The organism is Roseiconus nitratireducens (assembly GCF_008629675.1).
Classification (GTDB): domain Bacteria; phylum Planctomycetota; class Planctomycetia; order Pirellulales; family Pirellulaceae; genus Stieleria; species Stieleria nitratireducens.
Window position 1 is genome coordinate 50,375 of record NZ_VWOX01000014.1, and the last position, 22,758, is coordinate 73,132.

The following is a 22,758-nucleotide window of genomic DNA, read 5'->3' on the forward strand; positions in this document are numbered from 1 at the left end:
AACGGCGGCCGGCGTTTCCCCTCCAACCGTTTTTGTTTTCAGAGACAGGCCTGGTCATGACCAGCAATAGCGAACTGAGAGAGATGAGCGACGAACAGCTCGAGGCGACCGCGGCCGAAGCGGCGCAGACGCTGTTCCGACTGCGTTTCCAGTCTCAGTCGGAGCGTTTGAACACGCCCAGCGATATTCGCAAGAACCGACGTTTGATCGCTCGGATCAAAACGATCCAGACCGAGCGAGCCAAACCAGCCAATTCCACCCCAGCCGAAGCGTAACAACATGCCAAAACGCGTTGTTTCGGGCATTGTCACCAGCGACAAAATGGACAAGACGCGCCGCGTCGAGATCAATCGCCTGGTGAAGCATCCCAAGTACAAGAAATACATCAGCCGGCGAACGGTTTGCCACGTTCACGATGAAGACAACGAGTCGCACATCGGTGACCGCGTGGAGATCATCGAATCGGAACCGTTGAGCAAGCTGAAGCGTTGGCGGTTGGTCCGCGTGCTGGAAAAGAGCACCGAGGTCGACCTGGTTGCCCTGCGGGCCGCTCGCAAAGAAGCCGAGCAGGCCGAAGCGGCGTCCGGGGAATCGTCCGAGGCGTAGTCGCGGCCCGTCCGCGTGTTGTTCCGATACTCACCGTCCACCGTTTTGATCCTTCGCCGCGAGTCAGCGGAGCGGCCGCCCCGGCGGAACCGTCCTCCGGTCCACCGCGTTCGCAAGCCGAACAGTCAATCATGATCCAACAAGAAACCCGTCTGGACGTCGCAGATAACACCGGTGCGCGTCAAGTCATGTGCATCAAGGTGCTCGGCGGCAGCCGTCGGCGGTTTGCCCGCGTCGGCGACGTCATCGTGTGCAGCGTCAAAAGCGTGATTCCCGGCAGCGACGTGAAGAAAAAGGCGATCGTTCGAGCGGTCATCGTGCGGACCAAGACGCCCGTCCGACGGCCCGACGGCAGCTACATCAAGTTCGACAGCAACGCTGTCGTGCTGATCGACAAAGACAAGTCCCCGCGAGGCACGCGGATCTTCGGTGCGGTCGCTCGCGAGCTTCGTGAGCACAACTTCATGAAGATCGTCAGCCTGGCCAACGAAGTGGTTTGATCGGAAGCCCCCCACATCCACCTCGCATCCATACAGAGTTTTCCAGTCATGTTGCTCCGAGTAGAAGACGAAGTCCTGGTGATCGCCGGCGGTGACAAAGGTCATCGCGGCAAAGTCCTGGTCGTCGATCGCAAGAAGAACAAGGTCGTCGTCGAAGGCGCCGGCCTGGTCCGCAAACACGTCAAGCGTAGCCAGAAGAACCCGCAAGGGGGCCGCTTGAGCAAAGAGATGCCGATCCACGCCAGCAACGTGATGGTCATCGATCCGTCCACCGGAAAGCCGACCCGGATCGGTGTCCGTTACTTGGACGACGGATCCAAGGAACGTTACGCCAAAAAGAGTGGTGCCAGCCTGGGGCGAGTTGCCCCGGCCCGACCCTCCTACCAGAAGTAGTTCCCGAAGAAATTCCCCCGTCGCTGACGACTCGCACGGTCGTCAACGACTTGCAGCAAAGTCGCGTCCCCGCCGCGCACCGACCCACAGCCGCCAAACGCAGAACCGACGATGGCAAACAAACCACGACTCCAACAGGCCTACGAGGACACCATCCGTGAAAAGATGGTGGAGAAGTACGGCTACGGAAACCCGCACCAGGTGCCCCGCCTGGAAAAGATCACCTTGAACATGGGCGTCGGCCAGGCGATCGGCGACAAGAAGATCCTGGACCTGGCGATCGACGCGATGACTCAGATCGCGGGCCAAAAGCCCGTGACCACCCTGGCCCGCAAATCGATCGCCGGTTTCCGGCTGCGTGAAGGCATGCCGATCGGCTGCATGGTCACGCTGCGACGCCAGCACATGTACGAGTTCTTTGACCGACTGGTCGCGATCGTCCTGCCGCGTGTGCGTGACTTTCGCGGGATCAGCCGCAAGGCCTTCGACGGCAACGGCAATTACACGATGGGCTTGACCGAACAATTGGTCTTCCCGGAGTTGAACCCCGACAAATTCACTCGACCGCAGGGGATGAACATCACGTTCGTCACGACGGCCCAGAGCGACGAAGAAGCCCGCACGTTGTTGGAATTCTTCGGCATGCCGTTCAAGCAGCCTGCCAAGAAGAACGACGCCGCCTGAGTGGCGTCTTGAAAACCATTTTATTTTGCGAACCGTTTCACAGCTGCAACCCAAAGACAGCCCGTGGCAAGTAAATCGAAAATCGCCAAGGCAAATCGGAAGCCGAAGTTCAGCACCCGGCGCGAGAACCGGTGCAAGTTCTGCGGTCGCCCGCGTTCGGTGTATCGCAAGTTCGGATTGTGCCGAATCTGTTTCCGCGAAAATGCGAACTTGGGTTTGATCCCCGGTGTTCGTAAGGCCAGTTGGTAAGACAACGGAGCGACGAAAACCCATGATGACAGACCCGATTGCAGACATGTTGACCCGCATCCGCAACGCCGTTCGTGTGGAACGAGCGTTCGTGGATATCCCCGCCAGCCGCGTCAAGCGAGGCATCGCTGATGTGCTCAAACGCGAGGGGTTCATTTGGGATTGGCAGGAAGTCGAAGAATCACCCGTCAACACCCTGCGTTTGGAACTGAAATACGGCTCCAACGGTGAACGCGTGATCCAGACGATTCGACGGATGAGCAAGCCCGGACGCCGTTTGTACGCCCATTGCAAGGACCTCAAGCCGGTGCTCGGCGGGATGGGAATCACCATCATCAGCACCAGCAAGGGTGTGATCAGCGATCGCGAAGCTCGGCGGGAAAAAGTCGGCGGCGAAGTCCTGTGCGAAGTCGCGTAACACCATTCAATCGAACGTTTTCAGCAAGTGATCTGAAATGAGCCGTATCGGAAAAAAACCTGTCGACATTCCCAGCGGTGTCACCGTCGGTGTCGCCGACCGTGTGATCACGGTCGAAGGCCCCAAGGGAAAGTTGACCATGAAGCACCGGCCCGAGGTCGGCGTCAGTGTGGAAGACTCCACCGTGACCGTCAGCCGTGACAGCGAAGATCGGACGTGTCGCGAACTGCACGGCCTGACCCGGGCATTGGTCGCCAACATGATCGAAGGCGTCACGCAAGGTTACGAAAAGCGGCTCGAGATCGTCGGGGTTGGTTACCTGGCCAGCATCTCCGGCGACACCCTGCAGTTGCGGGTCGGATACGCCAACGAATTGTATCGCAAGATCCCGTCGGACCTGACGGTCACCTGTCCCGACCAGACCCACGTGGTCGTTCAGGGGTGCGACAAGCAACGCGTCACGCAGTTTGCCGCGGAAGTTCGGGCACTGCGAAAACCCGAACCGTACAAAGGCAAAGGGATTCGTTACCAAGGCGAATACGTTAAGATCAAACCCGGTAAGGCGGCCACCAAGTAGGCGGTCTGAGAAACGGCAAGAACATGGACAAGAACAAGAAACTCGCAAAGAAACGATACCGCCGCCGCAATCACGTCCGCAACGTGTTGCGGGGATCGGCGGACCGCCCGCGTTTGTGCGTGCATCGTTCGCTGAAACATTTCTCTTGCCAGCTGATCGATGACGACAGCGGCAAGACGCTGGTCAGTGCCAGCACCAAAGACAAGACGCTCCGCGAATCCGTCGAAGGCGGGGGCAACTGCGACGCAGCCGCGGAAGTCGGAAAAGCGATCGCCGAGAAGGCCACCGCCGCCGGGATCAAGGAAGTCAAACTGGACCGTGGGCACAACAAGTACCACGGCCGGGTCAAGGCCTTCGCCGATGCCGCCCGCGAGGGTGGGTTGTCGTTGTAGACCGAACCAGATCCCCAACAGCCGACCGAGTCGAGTCGGCGTCCTGACGGAAAACAGCAGCTTACAACCGCGATTTTAAATTGCCGGCCCCAGCGGTCGGCTCACCGAGGGTCGGAACCATTAGTACTGGAAACCAACAACGTCGTCGTGGCGGAAAGCAAGCCGAGGAATCGAAAGATGACGGCCTGCTCGACCGCGTCGTAAAGATCAAACGCTGTGCCGCCGTGGTCAAAGGCGGTCGCCGCTTCAGCTTCGCCGCCATGGTCGTCGTCGGTGACGGACAGGGGAAGGTCGGCTGGGGTTACGGCAAAGCCAACGAAGTGCCGCCGAGCGTCCAGAAGGCGACCAAGCAGGCCACCCGCGCCATGATCAATGTGCCGCTGGTCGAGGGCAGCATCCCCCACCAGGTCTGGGGCCGATTCGGCGCCGCCAGTGTGACCCTCATCCCGGCCGGGGCTGGTACCGGGATCATCGCTGGCCAGGCAGTCCGTGCGGTCTGTGAAGCTTGCGGGATTCACGACATCCTGACCAAGTCCTACGGAACCAACAATCCGGTCACGCTGGTCAAGGCCACCGTTGAAGCTCTGTCCAAGCTGCGGACCCGCGAAGAAGCGGCCGCCCTGCGTGGACTGAGCGTCGAAGAACTGTCGGCTTGATTTGAAACAAGATGAATGACCGCGCCGCCGTCCGGCAGCTCGGTCGCCCCTTGGGGTGAGTCCCGCGAGGAATCGCGCCGCCCCGTGAAATTAGCACCACTGGTGAATTCGGTATCGCTATGAATCTGAATGATGTCCATCGCGGGATTCAGAAAAACCGCAAACGAAAACGGATCGGCCGCGGCCCCGGCAGCGGGACCGGCAAGACGTCCGGCCGTGGCCACAAGGGCCACAAGAGCCGCAGCGGTTACAGCCGCAAGCCCAGCTTCCAAGGCGGGGCGATGCCGATGTTCCGTCGCGTCCCCAAACGCGGATTCAACAACCGTTGGGCGTCGACCGTGTTTGCCGTCAACGTCGGCAAGCTGAACGATTGCTTCGATGACGGCGCCGACGTGACGCTCGAAGCGATGTCGGCCAAGGACGTCGCCAAAGGCACCTTTGACGAGGTCAAGATCCTTGGCGACGGCGAACTGAACAAGAAGCTGAACGTATCTGCACACCGTTTCAGCAAGTCGGCCGAAGAGAAGATCACCGCCGCCGGCGGCACCGTCACCAAGCTGGCCCCCAAGCGGACCCCGGCCGAGCGTGTCGAGGCGCTCAAAGAGGCCAAGTAGGGCCCCTTCCGGAATTCAACCCGGATCAGACGAAAACGTCAGTTCGTACCCGCGGACTGGCGTTTTGCATTGAGAATCGTTGCTCTCGCCAGTGTCGAGAAAAAACACTAAAGTTGCGCAGGCGGCCCCTCCGGCGAATGTGATCTGCCGGCATCCGCATCACCATCAACGAAAGACGGATCGAGCGAATGCTTGAAAAACTGCGAATCATGATGACCATTCCCGAGCTGCGGAGAAAGATTTTTCTCACGCTCGGGTTGCTGGCGATCTATCGAATCGGATTCCACATCCCCCTGCCCATGGTCTCCAACACGCCGATGGATTCGGCCGGCGGCGGCGCCGGAGACTTCCTGGAAAAGGTCAGCTTGTTTGCGGCCAGCGACCTCCGCCAGCTGACGATTTTCGGCTTGGGAATCATGCCGTACATCTCCGCCTCGATCATTCTGCAGTTATTGGGGACCACCGTCCCGGCACTGGCCGAGCTGAAGAAGGAAGGCCAGGCGGGACAGAAAAAGATCAACGAGTACACCCGTTACCTGACAGTCTTCATCTGCCTGGTGCAGAGCTGGATCTATCTGTCGGTGATGTTGACGGCCAGCGGCCCCGGCGGCGGAAACATCAACCCGAACTTCTTGAATTCCACCGGCACGGGGTTGTACCTGCCCTGGCAACTGGTCGCGGTCGCGGTGATGACCTGCGGCAGTGTGTTCCTGATGTGGTTGGGGGAACAGATCGACGAGCACGGCATCGGAAACGGGATCAGTTTGTTGATCATGGCCGGGATCCTGGCCCAGATGCCCAAGGCACTTTACGAGCTGGTCCGCAACATGGAAACGCAGCTGACCGGGTTGAGCCGCGGTCAGGTCGGCATCGAAACGCTGATCTTGCTGTTTGTGCTGTTCATTGGGGTCGTGGTCGGCGTCGTCTTTATCACCCTGGGACAACGCAAGATTCCCACGCAATCCGCTAAGTTCACTCGCGGTCGCAAAGTTTACGGCGGAACCCGCCAGCACCTGCCGTTGCGGATCAACCAGGCCGGTGTGATGCCGATCATTTTTGCCAGCAGTCTGCTGATGATCCCCAGTGTGTTTTTCGGACTGATGGCCGGCCTGTTCGAAACCGGCGGGTTCGTCTTCAAGTCGTTGAACTTGATCAGCTTGACCATGAGCGATCAGGCGTCGTACCTGTTCAACCTGTTGTACGTCGCGCTGATCTTTTTCTTCTGTTACTTCTGGACGGCGATCACCTTCAACCCGAAAGAGATCTCGGACAACCTGCGTGACAGCGGAACGTTCATCCCCGGATATCGGCCTGGGAAACGCACCACCGACTACCTGGAAAAGGTCATGGTGCGAATCACGTACGTGGGCGCCGCCTTCTTGTCGATCGTGGCGATCGTTCCGACGATCGTTTACGGGTCGTTGGGTGTGCCCTACTCGATTGCCGGCTTTTACGGAGGCACCGGCCTTCTGATCGCCGTCAGTGTCGCATTCGACTTGGTCCAGAAGATCGACAGCCACCTGGTGATGCGGAACTACCGCGGGCTGCTGGAAGGTGCCGGCGGCGGAACTTCGCCGGTGGTGTAAAGCGGACGACGTTCGCTCCCAGCAGGTGGGGCACGCGATGCATTTCGCGGAGCGGCATGGCGCTCCGGGTTGTTGAACTTTCCGTCCGAACCGGAGAATCGGACGACGGATCGCGATGCATGACAGGGGACGTCAGATGTCCCACCGCTGGTTCGTCTAGCGAACCATTTTCGACGTGACCTCCAGGACCCTGCTCCCACGTCGCGAGACGCTCCACATCAATTTCTGCCGGGAAGCACCAGTGCGAATCGTCTTCATCGGGCCGCCCGGCGCCGGCAAAGGAACACAGTGCCGCCGCCTGTCCGAAGACTTGGAGATTCCCCACATCTCCACCGGAGACATGCTGCGCGCCACGCGTGACGGTTCGGCTTTGGGTCGGCTGGTCGCCGGATACATCGACTCCGGACGCTTGGCGCCGGACTATCTGGTCATGCGGATCGTCATCAAGCGTCTGCAGGAAGAAGATTGTGACCGAGGCTGTCTGTTGGACGGCTTTCCCAGGACGGTCAATCAGGCCCAGATGTTGGACGATTATTTAGCGGAGCAATCGCTGCGGCTGAGTGCGGTCTTGAATCTGCAGGTTCAGCAGGAGACGTTGATCGAGCGGTTGCTCAAACGCGCCCAGATTGAGCATCGTGTCGATGACACCGACCAGACGATTGCCGCGCGGCTGCGGGTGTTCTTCAATCAGACCGCCCCCGTGCTGGAGCACTATCGTCAGCAGGGAATCGTCCGCCCGATTGATGGCATGCAGCCGCCCGACGAAGTGTACGCGGAAATCCGACAAACGCTTGACGCGATTGAAGGTTGAAATCACGGAAGCTCACGGCGACTCGGTTTCGGCGGTCCGGCAACAACCGTCAATCACGGGCTGCGTCCGGGCCGTGCGTTTCCGCGGTGAGCACAATCTGCGTCGCAGTGTCCGGTTCGTGGCACGCGCCGGCAGACTTTTTCTTGTCGGCCAGCTGGGTCGGGGATGTCCGGGTCGGGGACATCCGGGTGGCCAGCACGGGCACGTCTGGGCTCTGGATCGCGGTCGTTGCGGCGGATGAAACCGGGACCCGCCGCGGATCTGCGGGATGGAGACAGGGGACGTCGACACGGGCCATCAATCCGACGGCGACTTCGAATCGCAAACACTCCCTCGTCGTATGGTCGCCTGGGCCGATACAATCGAAGCTGGTTGAGACGGCAGTAGATGCTGCAGAATCCTGTGCGGAAGAATCGCGACGAGCGTCCTACCGGCCAGATCGTCCGCGGTGCCGCTATCGCGATAAACGCCCGACCCCCTCTCGAAACGACTGAATATGCGAGTTTTCACCCACCGGTGCCTGATTGCGATTGCGATATCGCTTCTCGGTGCCAGCTTGACGATCGCCCAGCAGGGGCGTTTCGGGATCGCGTTTCAACAAAACATGTCCCGGTTCATCCCGCCGCCGCGGGCGATCACCCAGCAGTTGAAAGAAGCAGAAAGGGCGATTGCCGAGGAGCGATACAGCGACGCGGTGGTCGTCTTGGGCGACGTCTTGGAACGCGTTCCGGACCCGGGGGACGAGCAGAGTCTGGCAGGTCAGGACTTTTTCCTGGAGGCGGAGGAGGAAAACCAACCGCGTCGCGACCAAAGTTTTCTAAAGCATTGTCGCAACCTGATCGGATCTCTGCCCGCCAAAGGACGGGAAACGTACGAGTTGCGATATGGGGCGCTCGCCGAGCAACTGCTCGGCGATGCAACGACCACGCGAGATTGGAACAAGTTGCGTGAAGTCCGCCGCCGTTACTTTCACACCGAAGCCGGTTACAACGCCTCGCTGCTGCTCGCGCAGCACGAGATGTTTTTGGGGCATCCCCTGGCCGCCTCGTTGCTGCTTGATGACGTGGTCGCCAGCAAAGCCGCCGTCGAACAGTTGGGACGTGAAGTCGTTTTGCTGCATGCCGTTGCCTGCCAGGTTTCCGCACGATCGCCGGCCACCGGGCTTTCCGAGTTGCCCGCGGAGCTTCGTGTGGGCGAGTCGGATGGGAACCCATCGGTCTCGGATTGGCGAAGCTGGATTGAAAAGAACTATCAACTGCCTTCGTCCGATGCGATCAGCCGCTCTGCCGACTATCCGTACTTGGGCGGCGGGGCATCTCGCAATGACGGCGCGGACGGACAGTTGCCGTTGTCGACGCCCCGCTGGATGTTGGAAACAACGGCGACGCCGCGCGAAGAACAAGCGTTGCGTCTGCGGGGTGAGGAATTGGCTTCCAGCGGTCGGCTCATTCCACCCAGTTGGACACCGATTCGCGTCGGTGATCAGCTATTGATGCGAACCACCGAGCGTTTGATGGGCGTGGACTTTCGCACCGGCAAACGCGTTTGGCAGTACCCCTGGTTCCAGAGCGATGACTCGTTCGAGCAAGAGCAATCATTGACGTCTCGCGGTGGTGGCCAGGATGAAGGGGACGATTTGCTTGAACGTCGCGTCTGGAACGATTTGCCCTACGGCCAGCTCAGCAGTGACGGAGAGCGGGTCTATCTGTTGGATGATCTGTCGCCGGTACAGACGGTGCAAATCAATCCGTTGATGGGAATTCAGAACATTGAGTCCGCCGACAGCGATCGCAACACGTTGGTCGCATTGGAACTGAAGACCGAGGGCAAAACGTTGTGGCGATTGGGGCAGGACCCGACGATCGCCAGTGAACTGAATGAGGCTTTTTTCCTGGGGCCACCGCTGCCCGTGGACGGTTCACTGTACGCCATCGTGGAAATGGCTGGTGACATCTCCCTGGTTTGTCTGGATCCGGCGACGGGAAACATGCGTTGGCGACAGCAACTGGTGGCGATCGAAGGGCTGGGCATTCAATACGACGCGTCGCGTCGGACCGCCGGTGCGGCGCCGACCTATCACGAAGGTGTGTTGATCTGTCCCACCGGCGCCGGGGCGACCGTCGCCGTGGACCTGGGGGATCGAACGTTGCGGTGGGGCAACACGTACGAGCGACGTGCCGAGAGCAACGCGTTGGGGCGATTCCAACGTGCCGGCGACTCACCCGATGAGCTGCTGGAACGGTGGCACCATTCACTGGCGGTCGCCAGCGGCAACAGCGTTTTGGTTACACCGGTCGTCACCGATGTCCTGTATTGTTTTGATTTGGTGGACGGCAAACGCCGATTCAACAAGCCGCGGCTGGGAGCCTTCTATGTTGCCGGGATTCGCGACGGCAAGTTGTTCGTGATCGGGGCCCGCGAACTGCGATGCTATGACCTTCAAAACGGGCGGCTGCAATGGACGACCGACGCGAAGCTGATTGCGCCGGGGCAGCAAATTGTGGGAAGAGGCGTCTTTGGGCCGGACCGCTATATCGTGCCTACCAGCGGCAACGAGTTGATCAGCGTGTCGATCGAAGACGGGTCCGAGCTGCAGCGTCGGACGACACGCTACCCGCTTGGCAACTTGGTTGCCGTCGATGGCGAATTGATATCGCAAGGTCCGACCACGTTGGCGGTCGCGTTCGGAGCGCGAACCTTGGGGCCAAAGGTCGATCGGATGCTGGAGGAAAATCCAAACAATCTGGATGCCCTGATTCAGAAGGCGTTGCTGTTGACCGAGCAGGGAAACCGGCAGGAAGCTCTGACCGTTTTGCAGAAAGCTCGGGAGATCGAGCCGGACAGCGACGAAGTGTTGATCCTGTCGATCGCAGCGATGCTCGGCGTGCTGCGTGAAGAAGAGTCGCCCTCGCCGGCTTTGGTGAAGGAACTTGATGCGCTGATCGATACGCCGGCCCAACGAATGGAATTTCTCGCGTTGCGGATTCAGTCGGCGCTTCGCGAACGATCGGTGCGGCAGGCGACTGAACTGTTGCTGGAGTTTTCGTCCGTGATCGGCAACGTGAACCTGTTGGGGAATGAAGACGAGTCAATCCTGCGAGATCCGATGCGTGATTGCAATCTGGACAGCTGGACTTCCGCCCGCAGTGCGGAGCTCGCCAGGATCGCCGCGGAAGAAGGGCAAAGTGAGCTGGTCCAGGAACTGCTGGCGGAGCATATTCAGGAGAAGCGTCGGGGTTCTTCGCGATTGCTGGAAAGCATGGTCGAACATTTCCGACCGTTGGGCGTCGACTCGTTGATCGTCTCGTTGGCGGCCCGCCGCATGGCCGAGGGGCTGCCGGCGGCCGCTGAGCGTTTGCTGCTCGGCCCGATCCGGCCGGCTCGATTGCTGAACCTGGGGCAATTGCCGTTCAGTCAGGAGCGGGCCGTCGAACTGGCACGTGTCTATGCCGAGGGACAACTTGCCGAAGACTCGCTGGAGATCTTGGACGTTGTTCAGGCTCGTCAGCCACAGGATGATTCTGAGGGTGACGGGGAGCGGGTGGTGACCCCGAGCTCGTTGGACGAGATTCGCGAAAAAGCCAAAGCGGCGGTCGAACTGGACGGTGAGGCGTTGGACGTGACGGCGCCGGTGTCATTGACCTGGCAGACGCAAGCCATGCCCGGAGGGGCGCGCGCGCAGGCGCTGCAGCATTCGGTGGAACCGGAGATGATGGCGGGACAGAGTTTTCAAGGCTGGTCGCTGATCAACAACTCCGGCGCGGTCATGTTGCAGAACCCGTTGGGCGAAAGCCGACGTGTCGCGTTGGAAGCGTTTCCTCGACGCAACGTTTCCGACCGCGACGCCGCGATCAGTGGCGGGATCATGATCATGGAACGTCCCGGCCAGCTCTCGGCGGTGGACCTGTTTGCAATTCGCACGAATCAACCGAGTGAGGCGGTGATTTGGACGCGGGATTTCGGTTCCGAGGGTGACGCGTCGACGGCGCGAAAGTCGCGCGTGACCGAATTCGGAGACACGATTTCGTCCTATCCCACCAACTCCGCATCGGCCAACATGATCGGAGAGTTCCGAGTCGGCCCGGTATTGGGCGATCGCGTGGTTGTGTTGCAGGCCGGCGACTTGGTGGCAATCCGTTTGACCGACAAGAACACGCTGTGGCGTCACTCCGGGGCGCCCACGACGGGGCATTTGGTTGCCGACGCGGATCGTGTGGCGGTGGTTTCCAATCCGATCAATCAACCGGCGACCGTGACGACATTTGATCTGCTGGACGGACGCAAGCTGGACAGCCAGCCGTGGAAGTATGGGACGCTGTGGAGTTCGATCGGTTCCTGCGTCTTGGCTTACGAAACCTCTTCAAAGTCGGCCACCGCGACGGTGCGGTTGGTCAATCCGTTGGCGGCTCCGGAGGAACGCGTGCTGCTGGAAACGGAAGCTTTGGTCAAATCACCGCAGGTTGCGGGGACGGGACGTGGTTTCGGCCGGGTCCTGCAAGACCGATACTTGGTTCTGTTCGACACGACGGGGCGTCTGGTCGTGTGGGATTTGTTGCGCGGCACCGAACTTTGTCGACATGAAGTCGGAGAGATGCCGGAATTGCAGTACATGCACGCGATGTGGATGGACGGCCAGTTGCTGGTGATGCCGGCCAACGAAGTTCAGCGGCAAAACGCCTCGGACATGACAACGCAGCAAGGAGATGTTCACCGTACCGTCCACAAAATCATCGCTGTGTCGACTGAATCGGGCGACATCAATTGGCAGCGAGATTTCGACGAACCATGGGGCTGCACGCTTTCGCAACCCCACGGATCGCCCGTGTTGGTGCTGGTGCGAGCCAAGACGATTTTTTCCACCAATCGTTCCAGCCGCACGGAGATGGACGTGCAGATGCTGCGACTTACCGATGGTGAAACGATCTATGAAGAGCTGCAGAAATCGCTCGCCGGCAGAGCGGCCGGCCTGACCACCGCATTGATCGTGCAGCCCAGGCAGAATCGAGTGTTGGTGCGAATTGAAGGCGAAGCGTTGAACTTCGAATTCGGCTCGCCACCCAACCCCGACCAATAGCCCACGCCCCATTCCACCCGGGGGACAGAGCACTTACCTCCGGGGCCACCCGGGGACAGCGGGGCCACCCGGGGACAGAGCACTTGCTTCCGAGTACTCGCATTCCGCTCGGGGGACAGAGCATTCCGCTCGGAGCGGTCGGGGGACAGAGCACTCGAGTCGACTTGGGAAGTCCACTCGGGGTCCCTCGGGGGAAGTCCACTCTGGAACAGAAGTCCCTCGGAGCACTCGGGGGACAGAGCACTCGGGGGACAGAGCACCCGAGAGCAGTCGGGGGACAGAGCACTCGAGTGGACTTGGGAAGTCCACTCGGGGACAGAGCACAGAAGTCCCTGAGCACAGAAGTCCCTCGGGGGACAGAGCACATGCAGCCGGATTGCTGGGGCTCGCGATGTAGCATTGGGAGCCAGTCTGTCAGACTGACGCGGCACCTTGTCCAGTGACCCGCGGAGCAGAAGACAACTTATCTTTCAGATCGGATGGTGGGACCGTGGAGATCTCAATGTGGCGGCTTCATGGGGACAAAGGACCGCGAGAGCCTTCAACCGGATCAGTCGGCGGGGACAGGGGGACTGGGGCGGAACGCGTCGGCCCGTTGCGACGACTCGGTGGGCCATCGGCGGGCCAAACGCGTTTCGTTACCGATCCCGCTACTCACCCTCAACCGCGGAGTCGGCTTCGGCGAGCCGCGCTTCCTCTTCGAGATCAACGGCCATGTCGGGGTTTTCCGCGAGGAACTGTTCGATTTCGTCGCCTTCGGCAACCGACGTGGGTTCTGATGAACCTCCGCAACCGAGAAGAAGCGGCGAAACAAGGAGACAAGAGAAGAGCGTGAGCTTACGTAACTGCATATCAACTACTCCAGTAAAAAAACGAATGAGTGACGTGGTGAGTGGGAAAAGATCATCAAAACGAAGCCCCGCAGCAGGACGAGCTGCGGGGCTTCGCTGACGCGATCAACAGAAGGATTCCAGAGTTACTGGTTCAGCTGTTCCTTGATCGTCTCTTTGCTGGCTCGGGTCCCGAGGGCGCCCCAGAGACCAAACGGGCTTGGCGAGCCGGCTGGAGTGCAGCAGTTTCCGATCCGTACTTGGGCAGCCTCCTGGTTCCCGGATTCAATCGAATCGGTGATGAACACCACGGCGCCGTCGCCCATCAGGATGTGGCACCCGCCTTGGTGCCGGCTGCTCGGCGGGAAGACCCCTTGGCCCATGATCCAGTTGGTCTGGTGCAAGCATTGAGCTTTGTTGGGCGGGGTGATGGTCGTGATTCCGGTGTAATAGGGAATCCCGAACGCCCAGCAATACCCGCGGCCACGTTGCCCACCGCTAGCGATGTTCGTCCCCGGGGCGTAGAACTGCGGACGATTGGGGTCGGAAAAATCTTGACAGGCGTTGGAGTTGCCGGGCAACCAGATAGCGACTTCCGATCGAGCAGCCGTGGTGCGAATGTCACGGTCTCCCAAATCGGTAGCGATTTCCCCGGCAGCGATCGTGTTGGAAAGCCCGTCCAGGACGTCGCGGAACCGAGTGTCCCTTCGAGGAATGAAAAATCCACGTTGGGCGGCCTGCACAGCACGTGATCGCCAGGTCCCGTAGGTCCCGTCGTCTCGCCGTTCGCCACGGTGACCGAGGTGACTGGCGTCACCGACGGAGAACGCGTAGTTGTTTCGGCCCTGGGCTGGCAAGCCGAACCCTGGATCGCTGGGACAGCGCAGCGTTGGAATCTCTGTCAGCCAGGGTTCGTAACGGGAACTCGAGTGGCCCAGGTTTCCACCGAGTGGTTTCTGCGGGGATGGGCCCATCGATTGGTAAATGTCGCCATTTTGGTCTCTCAGAGGGTTGGAAATCTGTTCCCAGAGACCTTGTTGTTCCATAAACGGCATCAAGCCGACAAACGCGCTCAGAAACAAGTGGTCGTTCGCCGCCGGCGGCATGAAGCGTTCAGCACCTCCATTTGGCAATCCCGGTCCTCGCGTCGTCCCTCCGTTCTGCGTTGGGAGCTGCTTGTAAGCGGAGTGGTAATTGTGAATGGCCAAGCCGATCTGCTTGAAGTTGTTACTGCAGCTCATCCTGCGAGCTGCCTCGCGAGCGGATTGGACGGCCGGCAACAACAGACCGACAAGAATTCCAATGATTGCAATGACAACAAGGAGCTCAACGAGCGTAAAGCCCCGCCTGGGGAATCGGTGCGACATGGGTGTCTCCCAGTCAAATAGAAAAGAAGCAGGTGGCGCTCGAATCCAACTCGGAGGACAGGACCCGTGCGTTCCGCTCCCCCCGAAAATCAACACCCAACCAATGCCTGGTTTTTGTCGCCGTCTTCCAGGCTTTCTCGAGCTTCGAGGTCACCGTGCCGACCCGAAACGCGACGTAGTGTCGCGTCAGGTTTCAACACCGGCAAAATGTCGCTGTCGCCGAACCGACGGGGACCACAGAGCGACCAAAACGAACGAAGAAGGGCTGGACATTAGCCGGTGCGAGTTGTCAAGAGGAGAAGAAAGTGAAACCCCCACCCTAAGGTTTCTGGTGAGCGATCGCAAATTTTTTGAGAAAAAAAGCGAAACTTATTCTTTTCTGGGGGGTTGCGCTTGATCGCCCGTGCACCTATGGGCGGGCGACGGCTCGAACCGTCGGAGGCATTTTTTGCGGCGCAAGCACGGGAGTGCGCGGCGTTGCAAAAAACGATGTCGCGACAATGCCAACCACCACGGCACCGCGGCGCGAACAGGCCTTAGCGGAATGCGCCTGTATTTTGAAGGTTGCGATATCCAAACAGCCGAATCCGAAAGTCTGACGACTTCCGCTATCGGTTTCCGACACCTGGAGAGTTATGTGCTCGCCTCGAATCAGTGTGTCCGGGATCTGTTTCAGGAAAGAGCGCGGTCATTGGGGACAGAGCACTGCCAACGCCTCAGCTGCATCGATGCGGACCGAGCATTGGCGTCGAAGTTCACCTTCGCATCGATTGCCCAGCTCTTCACCTTCACCCCCTACGGAAAAATGTTGGTCCTGGAAACCACGACTGGCGTTTGATCTGGGGACAAACGCATCCCTTGTGACCATCGTTGTGGTTGCTGATCACTTTTTCACGGGCGTCTTCGAATCTTGAGACGGCCCCGCCACTGGCTCACAAGCGATTGCTCACACAATGTTCGACGAGTCGACCGCAGCCGTCCAAGAGCTTATTGCGAGCGTGATGACGCATCGCTCGGCCAGAGGGAGCCGTATTGCGAGTTTCAGGCAGCTGCCGGAAGAAGACGTCGGGCCAGGGGGCGGACTCGGAATCGCCTGCCTGTGTGATGGCTACGTACCGACTGCACGCGATCGCAACGACCGGCCACCAGGTAAAAACAGCGATCGAAGTCGGCGACCAATTCGCACCAAGACGATTGCTCAAGTCCCAAACGCTTCAAGATCGATGGCAGCCGCATGGGTGTCGACCCTCGTTTCCCTGGAGCGATCTGGCGGGCGGTCCAATCCAACAGCTCCAGATAAGCGTCATCACTGAGCGAGAGAAATCCCTTGTCGCTGCATCGGCGTCCGTTTTCCGCGGGGACTGCACCCACCGCATCACTCTTTTCGATCGTCAGCTTTGCCAGAAACGCATCCCGGCGGGTCGCTGACGAAGCTCGAGGGCCACGGCAACCCGCAACGCTCGTTGGGCGAACGTCAAAACGGGACTCAAGTCGACGTTGGACCGAAGTGTGGTCGCTGGCCTCAACGGTTTCGGCAAGCCCGGCACGGATCGGGTTGAGGTCCACGTAGGCGGCGCACGCCAACAAGGACTCTTCGTCGTCCAGCCGTGTTGCCCGATAGCGATCTTGCCAGAATCGTCCCGATTGCTCGTCTTCGCGATTGGCGCGTTGGGCGATGTTCTGGTTCAACAAACGCATCCACCAGGAAATACTTCTCAATCGGCGACGCACTTCGGCCAACCGTACGGGGCAACGGCGGATCGAATCGAGTTCCGCTTCGGTCGGCGCGGCTGATTGACCTTTCTTACGCGTCGGTGGGCAGATCATCAGCCACCGACGAGCCACTTCCGTGTCGTCCCACGTTGCGACGACGTCTGGCCGAGAGCGGAGGATCAAATGGTAGTGATTCGACAGAATGGCGAAGCACAGCAAGTCGATCCCGAAGCACCCGGCGAACCGCTCCAATCGCTCTTCGATCCAGACCTTGCGGTGATCGAAGTTTTTACCGCTGACGGGATCGTCACCGAACAAGAAACACCGACGGACGGTGCGGTTGACGACGTGAACGAGTGTGATTTGATCGGGATCGATCAATTCGGCACGGCACAGGCGGGCCATGGCGGCACCTCCGGATGGGCGTAACTCGACTAACGATGCCAGCTACCAAAGGAGTCCGATCTCCCGAACGCAGCTGATCGAGTCGGCAACGTGCCGCCCATGTCCACTGCAAGAAAATAGACACGCCAAGCCGGTCCATGTCAACGTTTCGTCGGCGGTAGTGCTCTGTCCCTCTTTGGTTGCTCTGTCCCCGTTTGCGACTCTTTGCGAGTGCTGTGTCCCCGTTTGCGACTTTGGTTGCTTTTGCGAGTGCTGTGTCCCCGTTTGCGAGGGTGGGCGGGGGCAACGTTCGTGGGTTTGACGTGCGATCCGATCAAGCACTGGCTCGCTGGTGTGGAGTCGACACCGTGCGTTCGGGAATGAACGAAAGCCTCCGAGCCGGCCAAGTGAGATTCGGCGTCCTGCGGGGAACAAATTGCATCGCCCGAGATTTTTTTGGTGGCAATTTTTGCCGTTCGACAAATCGCCCGAAGGCACAGCCCGGCGGTTATGGCTCCATCATGGGCGGATAAAGGACGCGACGGCAACGCTACCGCGCAGCGGTAATTGCTGCGTGGTGGGTGACAATCCGTCCGCCGTCGCCGCACCTGAATACCAACCGGCGGAGGTTTGATATTCTGGAGCGATCCGGGAAACCACTCAGCCTCATAACCGCAACGAATCTTATGTCGCTACTCCGTGAAAATCTTTCCCTCTACCGGGATGCTGGCGAACTTCAACGGGCAGTCGGGTGGTACAGGTCGATCTCGACCGATCCGGCCGAGCGAACGAATCTCCGCAACTACTTGGCGCTCCAGCTGGCTGCTGCCGGTTTGCTGCCGCCGGACGACTCGGTCGCCCACTCGATGACCAAGTTTTCCGCCGGCATTCTGGACAGCATGCGGGAAAAGACGCGGCTGCTGTCCTCGCACCGAGTCCCGGTGGATTCCCGAATCGAAACCTTCCTTTCGAAGTACTTCCGTGACGAACTGGACGGGGACGAATTGAGTCTGCCGTCGCACACGTTGACCCTTGACCGTCATGGGATGGCCCGTGAATTGAGTTTGCCGATCGACGGAGACGAATTCCGCAACGATCTGGTCAGCTCGTATCGCTGCCGCAACGGCGTGCTGAACAACCCTCGAGCCGACCGCCGCACGACGGCGGGAACGTTCCACGTCGTCGAAGGCGGTTTGCCGATCCCCGGCGACAAGTTGGCCGTGCCCAAAGAGGTGTTCGTCAACATCTTTCGCGCCGCAATGAATCCGCCCGATGACATCATGCTGTTGCCGTACACCAGTCATGCGGAGCGGCCGTCGCGGACTTGGGTGTCGTTGCTGCTGCGTCCGTTGGTGTGCCCTGCGATCCCGGGGTTTTGTGAAGCGAAGTCGATGGAAACACGATTCTTCGTTCCCGGATGCCTGGTCAGCAATCTGGACTTTGTCGAGTCGATCTTTGGCAACGCCGGCGATCCGTTGGTTCCGGAGAACGATGCGGGTCTGGACACCCGCGGCTGGACCGGGCACACGGGGTGCGTGATTTTGGCTCCGCACCTGACCCGGCTGACGAAAAAGGAATTGGGGCTGCCGCACGAGAAAGATGCCACGGCCCGTCAACGGCGGGACGGAATGTGTTGGAGCGACGAAGCGGAGCGGTACAACGGTGGCGGTGCGTTCAAGCTGACCTGCCGCGATCGGTCCGGCGTCGTGGTCACGCTGATTGCGGACAACTACTACGGGTATTGCAAGAAAGAAGTCAAAACGCAGATCAGCTACGCCTGCAATCTGATGGGGCGGGCCGAAGAGGAACACGCCGGCGGCGCGTTGGCGTTCGCTTCGTACTCGTTGGGCGAAGAGTTTCAAGTCGACAGCCGGCGGTACAACGGTCGGACCTTCAAGGACGTCGCTCGCGACTATGGCGAGTTCATTGACGTCAAGCCCGAGGGTTACGGGATCGACATTTTTGATCGATCGATCGTCTACATCCCCGAGAATGCCAAAGCAACGATGGCGGAACGTTGCATCAAGTGGGAGCGGGATGGCGAAGAATACCGAATCGGGTTGTCGCCCGACCAGGTTTACATCGCCCCCAGCGGCTACCAGATTCGACTGGAAAAACACCCGGCCGCTCCGTCGTGGCGGTTGGTCGGAACGGTCGGTGAAGGCATCTTTTGCCACAAGCCCTGCACGGTCAGCGGCGGCGGGAAAAGCGAAATCAGCAAGAGTCTGCGGGACTACATGCTGTACGGCCCGATCTTCATCAACGATCGCGAGACGGACTTTGCGATGTTGGATGAGATCTTCGAGAAAAATTATTCGCACCGTTGGTCGGAGTCCTACCAAGGCCGCACCGATTACACCGATGGGCCCAGCCGAGCGGTCTTGGATCCGGCGCGGAGTTTGGGCAGCGTGATCAAGTTGCTGACGCCGTCACCGGATTACAACGATGACTACAACCGCTGGCTGGAAAAGATTCCGCCACACGTCTACTCGATGGCGCTGATCATCAAACGTTTCACCGGGGATGAAGGCACGACGAATTGGAAGGAACGTTTCGGCGTGGACATCGTCAACGGGACGCCCGGCCATGAATTGAAGATTGGCGACCGGACGTTGGTTGGGACCTACCTCCGCGTCGGGCTGGACGAAAACCGGTGGCGCACGTTCAAGTTGCGACAGGACTTCATCGCCGCCGCCAAGGTGCAGCGCGAAGATGACATCAGCGCCAGTGCAGTCGCTCCGGCCGAAGCCATTTCGAATCTTGGCAAGGCGATTCAGCCCGCCGGGAGTTACAAGTTCGTCGAGAACTGTGAGTACCGATTGTTCCAGCGACCCGACGACGCCGTTCACCGTGGTCTGGACAAGCAAACCGAATGGGACCTTTCCCAACCAGCCAACTTCATCAGCAACTTCGAGCCGCTCTCGACCGAAGACGTGGCCGAAGTGGTCCAAGACGCGATCGAGTTCGACCGGTACACCACGCCGATGAAGGAGTTGCTGGCCGACGCGTTGGAACACGGAGACAGCTACGTGGTCAGCACCTCCCATCCGCGGATCGTCGACGGAAAGCCGACCAAGAATCCGCGGTATCTGCAGGACCGCCCGGACATGGTCAATGCTCGAGATACTTATGTCGCCCGCCGCGGCATCCAGTTTCATCGCGGACTGAAAGCCGATGATCCGATCCACATCCCGGTCGGCGCGGTGTTGGGAGGACGACGAAACAATCCTCCGGATCCCGAAACCGGCATCCGATCCCTGGCCGTGTATTCGCCCCTGCACTACCAGGAGCTTCCAGAACTGGTCATGGATTACTTGTGTTCTTTGACCGGCAAGAGTCCCAGCACGACCGGTGCGGGCAGCGAGGGCGCTCTCACCAAAGGGCCCTTCAACGCGCTGATGCCCTCGACCGACATGAACAACATGATCGTGTCGATGATCCTGACGGAGTTGGGCGGGTTCAGCACGGCGGCCGGACATATCGGCCCGCGTTTCGAAGTCGGCCACGACATCTCCCTGCTGATCCCCGAAGTCTGGTGTCGGCTGGGACCGGAAGAACGCGACCCGGCTCACATGATTCGCGCGGGCATGCTGGAAAAGATCGAAGACTTTGAGCATGACGGCAACTCGATTCCCGCCAGCCGCCTGGGCTATCGAATCACCCGACGGTTCGTGCGAACCTACATGGCCCGCGTGTTCGACAATCCCGGCAAGGTCTTCAGCGATGAAATCCTGCAACCGGAAAAGCAGGATCTGGATTCATTCGCCGATGGGATTCTGCACATCGCCGAAGCCCAACAGAAAGTTGCCCGGCGATACATGGAGGACGGCGGCTACGACCTGGCTTGTCCTCCCCTGCGGGCCATCCTGGACATTTTGGACAAGGGCACCCACGAAGGCAAAACGATCGACGATCCCAGCATCCGCGAAATGTTTACCCGCGAACACTTGCTGGAAAGCGACTGGTACAAGCGTCGTCTGGTCGAACAGCAGGATCGCGACATCCAACACTGGCGCGACTGCATCGAGCGATTGAACGTCTACTTGGATCCCGACCATGTCGAAGTGGCGACCGAGATGAACCTGCAAGAGCGGTTGGATTATGCGCGGGAGAAGCTGGCCGAGGCCGAGAAGCCGGACTACGTCAAAAGTCTGGTCGGGACGCTCGGCGCCGATCCGATGCGGGTTGCAGCGGACGATCCCGTCCTGGCCGATCGGTTGGCGAGCGTTTAGGGGAGATCGTTGGGCCGCCGTGGCAGGATGCTTCTGCGGGCGGCGATGAAGTTCGTGCCGCTTTCTTCGCCCTGCTTTTCAAGGAGGGGCGAGGGGAAGATTGCCGCTGTTCTCGCTGACGGTTTTGCTGTCGCCGCTTCGCGGCTGGGGTGTTCTGGGCAGCGGTTTCCGTCGGCTTACGCCGACGGCAGAAAGCTGTCGCCGCTTCGCGGCTGGGGCCGTGCCGTCGTCCGTGGGACCTCGATGGACCGCAGGGAGACGTTGTGCCTCGCGTACCGACCGGCGGCTAGCGCCTAGCCGCTTATGTGGACCGCACCGGTTGTGGCAGGTTTTACAGTCCGTAACGTTGGCGGAAGCATTCGCGGTGGGTTGCCGCGACGGCGCCCATGGCGGGGCGTCCGGCGTCCTTGGCTGCCGCGGTGGTCCGGCTGAGCAGTTCCGCGAAGGCGGTCATCGGTTCGGCTCCCAGGTCCCAGCCGGCGCGGCACCAAAGTCGATGGGCGCGACCGGGGTCGCCCTGCCGCTCTGCCTCGGCTGCCAGGTCGGAAAAGAAACTCTGAACGGCTTCTCGGCGACGATCGGTGTCGTCAAACCCCAACCGTTGCAGGTACTCGCGCTCGAATTCCCCGGCGGGGCGATAGCCGATTGCTTGCAGTCGGGTGGCGGAGAACTTTTGTCCGCCGGCGTCGAATCCATGCGTCCGAACGCGGACGGTCTGGTCGGTGAAGACGGAACAATTCAGGCCCCTTCGGTAAAGCTCGATCGCCTGTTCGATTTCTCCTTCCCGTTCGTGGCTGTATCCCAACAGCTCATATCCCCAGGAAAGTTCCGGTGCGGACTGCACCACGTGCCGGCAGTGCATCGCGACGTCGGCCCAGGACTGATCGGCAAGCAATTGATCGACGGAGATTCCGTGCTGGGAAGCGATTTGTGACAGCCGCTCCGGGGCGATTCGCCGGTTGTCAAATAGCCATTGCTGCACCTGATCGGCGTCGTCCAGCTGCCAGCTTTGGATCTGTTCGGGGGTCAACCAGCGATTTGCCAACGCGTCGATGATCATTTGGCAGCGGACGGCGGGTTCACACCAGTGCTGTTCCAGCAATGCGTTGGCCAACTCATACCCGGAAAGTTCTTGCAGCGTTGCAACTGCCTTCGCCGCAGTTCGGGTCGTCGCCGACAAACGCCCGATCGCCCACTCGGCCAATCGTCGATCGCCGCCAGCAGGATCCGATGTTGATTCCGTCTTCAGCGGTGCGACGGCGTGTCCTCGGCTGCCGGGCAAACGTCCGCGGACCTGATCGAACAGGATGGCCTGGGACAGCGAATTGCCCCAGGGGATCCAGTCGCCGCCGCCGTGGTACCAATGGATGATCTGGTCGGTGGACCCGTCGTCGCCCACGCGGATGCACAGCCAGTCGCCCATGTCGTTGCCAAGGACCGGCAAAAAATCGCAGGGCATCAAGGCCGGCCAAATGGCGGGCGGAGCGTCACAGAGCAATTGTTCCGGCGGCACGGCGAAGCAAAACTCGCCCGACGATTGGCCGTCGGCCAGTTGCCACGCGGCATCGTCAAACCAGGCAATCAGGTCGTCGGAAAGCTGGCATTCGTATCGTGCCTGAATTTGCCGCGACCACGGGCGAGGCGTGCCGGATGGTTTTTGCGACTGGTGCAA

General features: G+C 60.1%; 19 protein-coding genes. 16 read left to right on the top strand and 3 right to left on the bottom strand.

Features of this window, described 5'->3' with window-relative positions:
- Window positions 1–56 precede the first annotated feature (56 nt).
- From rpmC to FYK55_RS21590, 14 genes are all read left to right on the top strand, one after another.
- The gene (rpmC, locus tag FYK55_RS21525; RefSeq protein WP_150078685.1) at window positions 57–275 is read left to right on the top strand and encodes a 50S ribosomal protein L29; all 219 of its coding nucleotides are present in this window, start codon (window positions 57–59) and stop codon (window positions 273–275) included.
- A 4-nt stretch (window positions 276–279) separates the two neighbouring features.
- Window positions 280–606, top strand: coding sequence for a 30S ribosomal protein S17 (gene rpsQ, locus FYK55_RS21530; RefSeq protein WP_150078686.1), 327 nt, complete (start codon window positions 280–282; stop codon window positions 604–606).
- 131 nt (window positions 607–737) lie between these two features.
- Window positions 738–1,106, top strand: coding sequence for a 50S ribosomal protein L14 (rplN, locus tag FYK55_RS21535; RefSeq protein WP_150078687.1), 369 nt, complete (start codon window positions 738–740; stop codon window positions 1,104–1,106).
- 48 nt (window positions 1,107–1,154) lie between these two features.
- On the top strand, window positions 1,155–1,499 hold the full coding sequence (gene rplX, locus FYK55_RS21540; RefSeq protein ID WP_150078688.1) for a 50S ribosomal protein L24: 345 nt from the start codon (window positions 1,155–1,157) through the stop codon (window positions 1,497–1,499).
- Window positions 1,500–1,610: 111 nt separating this feature from the next.
- On the top strand, window positions 1,611–2,183 hold the full coding sequence (gene rplE, locus FYK55_RS21545; RefSeq protein WP_150078689.1) for a 50S ribosomal protein L5: 573 nt from the start codon (window positions 1,611–1,613) through the stop codon (window positions 2,181–2,183).
- 63 nt (window positions 2,184–2,246) lie between these two features.
- Window positions 2,247–2,432: a type Z 30S ribosomal protein S14 gene (locus FYK55_RS21550; protein WP_095738320.1), complete on the top strand. Its 186-nt coding sequence runs from the start codon at window positions 2,247–2,249 to the stop codon at window positions 2,430–2,432.
- A gap of 22 nt (window positions 2,433–2,454) precedes the next feature.
- Complete coding sequence (gene rpsH / locus FYK55_RS21555; protein WP_150078690.1) at window positions 2,455–2,850, top strand: 30S ribosomal protein S8; 396 nt, start codon at window positions 2,455–2,457, stop codon at window positions 2,848–2,850.
- Between the two features lie 37 nt (window positions 2,851–2,887).
- Window positions 2,888–3,427, top strand: a complete 540-nt coding sequence (gene rplF / locus FYK55_RS21560; RefSeq protein WP_150078691.1) for a 50S ribosomal protein L6 — start codon at window positions 2,888–2,890, stop codon at window positions 3,425–3,427.
- A 23-nt stretch (window positions 3,428–3,450) separates the two neighbouring features.
- Entirely contained in the window at window positions 3,451–3,819 is a 369-nt protein-coding gene (rplR, locus tag FYK55_RS21565; protein ID WP_150078692.1) for a 50S ribosomal protein L18, read from the top strand.
- Between the two features lie 119 nt (window positions 3,820–3,938).
- Window positions 3,939–4,475, top strand: coding sequence for a 30S ribosomal protein S5 (gene rpsE, locus FYK55_RS21570; protein WP_150078771.1), 537 nt, complete (start codon window positions 3,939–3,941; stop codon window positions 4,473–4,475).
- A gap of 119 nt (window positions 4,476–4,594) precedes the next feature.
- Complete coding sequence (rplO, locus tag FYK55_RS21575) at window positions 4,595–5,089, top strand: 50S ribosomal protein L15 (protein WP_150078693.1); 495 nt, start codon at window positions 4,595–4,597, stop codon at window positions 5,087–5,089.
- Between the two features lie 188 nt (window positions 5,090–5,277).
- Window positions 5,278–6,675, top strand: a complete 1,398-nt coding sequence (gene secY / locus FYK55_RS21580; protein ID WP_150078694.1) for a preprotein translocase subunit SecY — start codon at window positions 5,278–5,280, stop codon at window positions 6,673–6,675.
- A 241-nt stretch (window positions 6,676–6,916) separates the two neighbouring features.
- Entirely contained in the window at window positions 6,917–7,486 is a 570-nt protein-coding gene (locus FYK55_RS21585) for an adenylate kinase (RefSeq protein ID WP_150078695.1), read from the top strand.
- 496 nt (window positions 7,487–7,982) lie between these two features.
- A complete protein-coding gene (locus FYK55_RS21590) occupies window positions 7,983–12,560 on the top strand; it encodes an outer membrane protein assembly factor BamB family protein (protein ID WP_150078696.1) in 4,578 nt (1,525 codons plus the stop codon).
- Window positions 12,561–13,536: 976 nt separating this feature from the next.
- Here the strand turns inward: FYK55_RS21590 and FYK55_RS21600 are convergent.
- Window positions 13,537–14,757: a DUF1559 domain-containing protein gene (locus FYK55_RS21600; protein ID WP_150078698.1), complete on the bottom strand. Its 1,221-nt coding sequence runs from the start codon at window positions 14,755–14,757 to the stop codon at window positions 13,537–13,539.
- A 544-nt stretch (window positions 14,758–15,301) separates the two neighbouring features.
- Between FYK55_RS21600 and FYK55_RS21605 the strand changes: the two genes are divergently transcribed.
- Window positions 15,302–15,595 (top strand): hypothetical protein, encoded by a 294-nt coding sequence (locus FYK55_RS21605; protein ID WP_150078699.1) that lies wholly within the window; start codon window positions 15,302–15,304, stop codon window positions 15,593–15,595.
- Between the two features lie 203 nt (window positions 15,596–15,798).
- On the opposite strand, the gene FYK55_RS21610 is transcribed toward FYK55_RS21605, so the two are convergent.
- Window positions 15,799–16,875, bottom strand: coding sequence for a transposase (locus FYK55_RS21610; protein WP_150078700.1), 1,077 nt, complete (start codon window positions 16,873–16,875; stop codon window positions 15,799–15,801).
- Between the two features lie 665 nt (window positions 16,876–17,540).
- Between FYK55_RS21610 and FYK55_RS21615 the strand changes: the two genes are divergently transcribed.
- Window positions 17,541–21,086 (top strand): hypothetical protein, encoded by a 3,546-nt coding sequence (locus tag FYK55_RS21615; protein WP_150078701.1) that lies wholly within the window; start codon window positions 17,541–17,543, stop codon window positions 21,084–21,086.
- 331 nt (window positions 21,087–21,417) lie between these two features.
- On the opposite strand, the gene FYK55_RS21620 is transcribed toward FYK55_RS21615, so the two are convergent.
- On the bottom strand, window positions 21,418–22,758 hold the full coding sequence (locus FYK55_RS21620) for an SMI1/KNR4 family protein (protein WP_150078702.1): 1,341 nt from the start codon (window positions 22,756–22,758) through the stop codon (window positions 21,418–21,420).

Bases quoted from the DNA above. Each gene is read 5' to 3' on its own strand.
- rpmC (WP_150078685.1), top strand. From the start codon at position 57: ATGACCAGCAATAGCGAACTGAGAGAGATGAGCGACGAACAGCTCGAG.
- rpsQ (WP_150078686.1), top strand. From the start codon at position 280: ATGCCAAAACGCGTTGTTTCGGGCATTGTCACCAGCGACAAAATGGAC.
- rplN (WP_150078687.1), top strand. From the start codon at position 738: ATGATCCAACAAGAAACCCGTCTGGACGTCGCAGATAACACCGGTGCG.
- rplX (WP_150078688.1), top strand. From the start codon at position 1,155: ATGTTGCTCCGAGTAGAAGACGAAGTCCTGGTGATCGCCGGCGGTGAC.
- rplE (WP_150078689.1), top strand. From the start codon at position 1,611: ATGGCAAACAAACCACGACTCCAACAGGCCTACGAGGACACCATCCGT.
- rpsH (WP_150078690.1), top strand. From the start codon at position 2,455: ATGATGACAGACCCGATTGCAGACATGTTGACCCGCATCCGCAACGCC.
- rplF (WP_150078691.1), top strand. From the start codon at position 2,888: ATGAGCCGTATCGGAAAAAAACCTGTCGACATTCCCAGCGGTGTCACC.
- rplR (WP_150078692.1), top strand. From the start codon at position 3,451: ATGGACAAGAACAAGAAACTCGCAAAGAAACGATACCGCCGCCGCAAT.
- rplO (WP_150078693.1), top strand. From the start codon at position 4,595: ATGAATCTGAATGATGTCCATCGCGGGATTCAGAAAAACCGCAAACGA.
- secY (WP_150078694.1), top strand. From the start codon at position 5,278: ATGCTTGAAAAACTGCGAATCATGATGACCATTCCCGAGCTGCGGAGA.
- FYK55_RS21590 (WP_150078696.1), top strand. From the start codon at position 7,983: ATGCGAGTTTTCACCCACCGGTGCCTGATTGCGATTGCGATATCGCTT.
- FYK55_RS21600 (WP_150078698.1), bottom strand. From the start codon at position 14,757: ATGTCGCACCGATTCCCCAGGCGGGGCTTTACGCTCGTTGAGCTCCTT.
- FYK55_RS21605 (WP_150078699.1), top strand. From the start codon at position 15,302: ATGCGCCTGTATTTTGAAGGTTGCGATATCCAAACAGCCGAATCCGAA.
- FYK55_RS21610 (WP_150078700.1), bottom strand. From the start codon at position 16,875: ATGGCCCGCCTGTGCCGTGCCGAATTGATCGATCCCGATCAAATCACA.
- FYK55_RS21615 (WP_150078701.1), top strand. From the start codon at position 17,541: ATGTCGCTACTCCGTGAAAATCTTTCCCTCTACCGGGATGCTGGCGAA.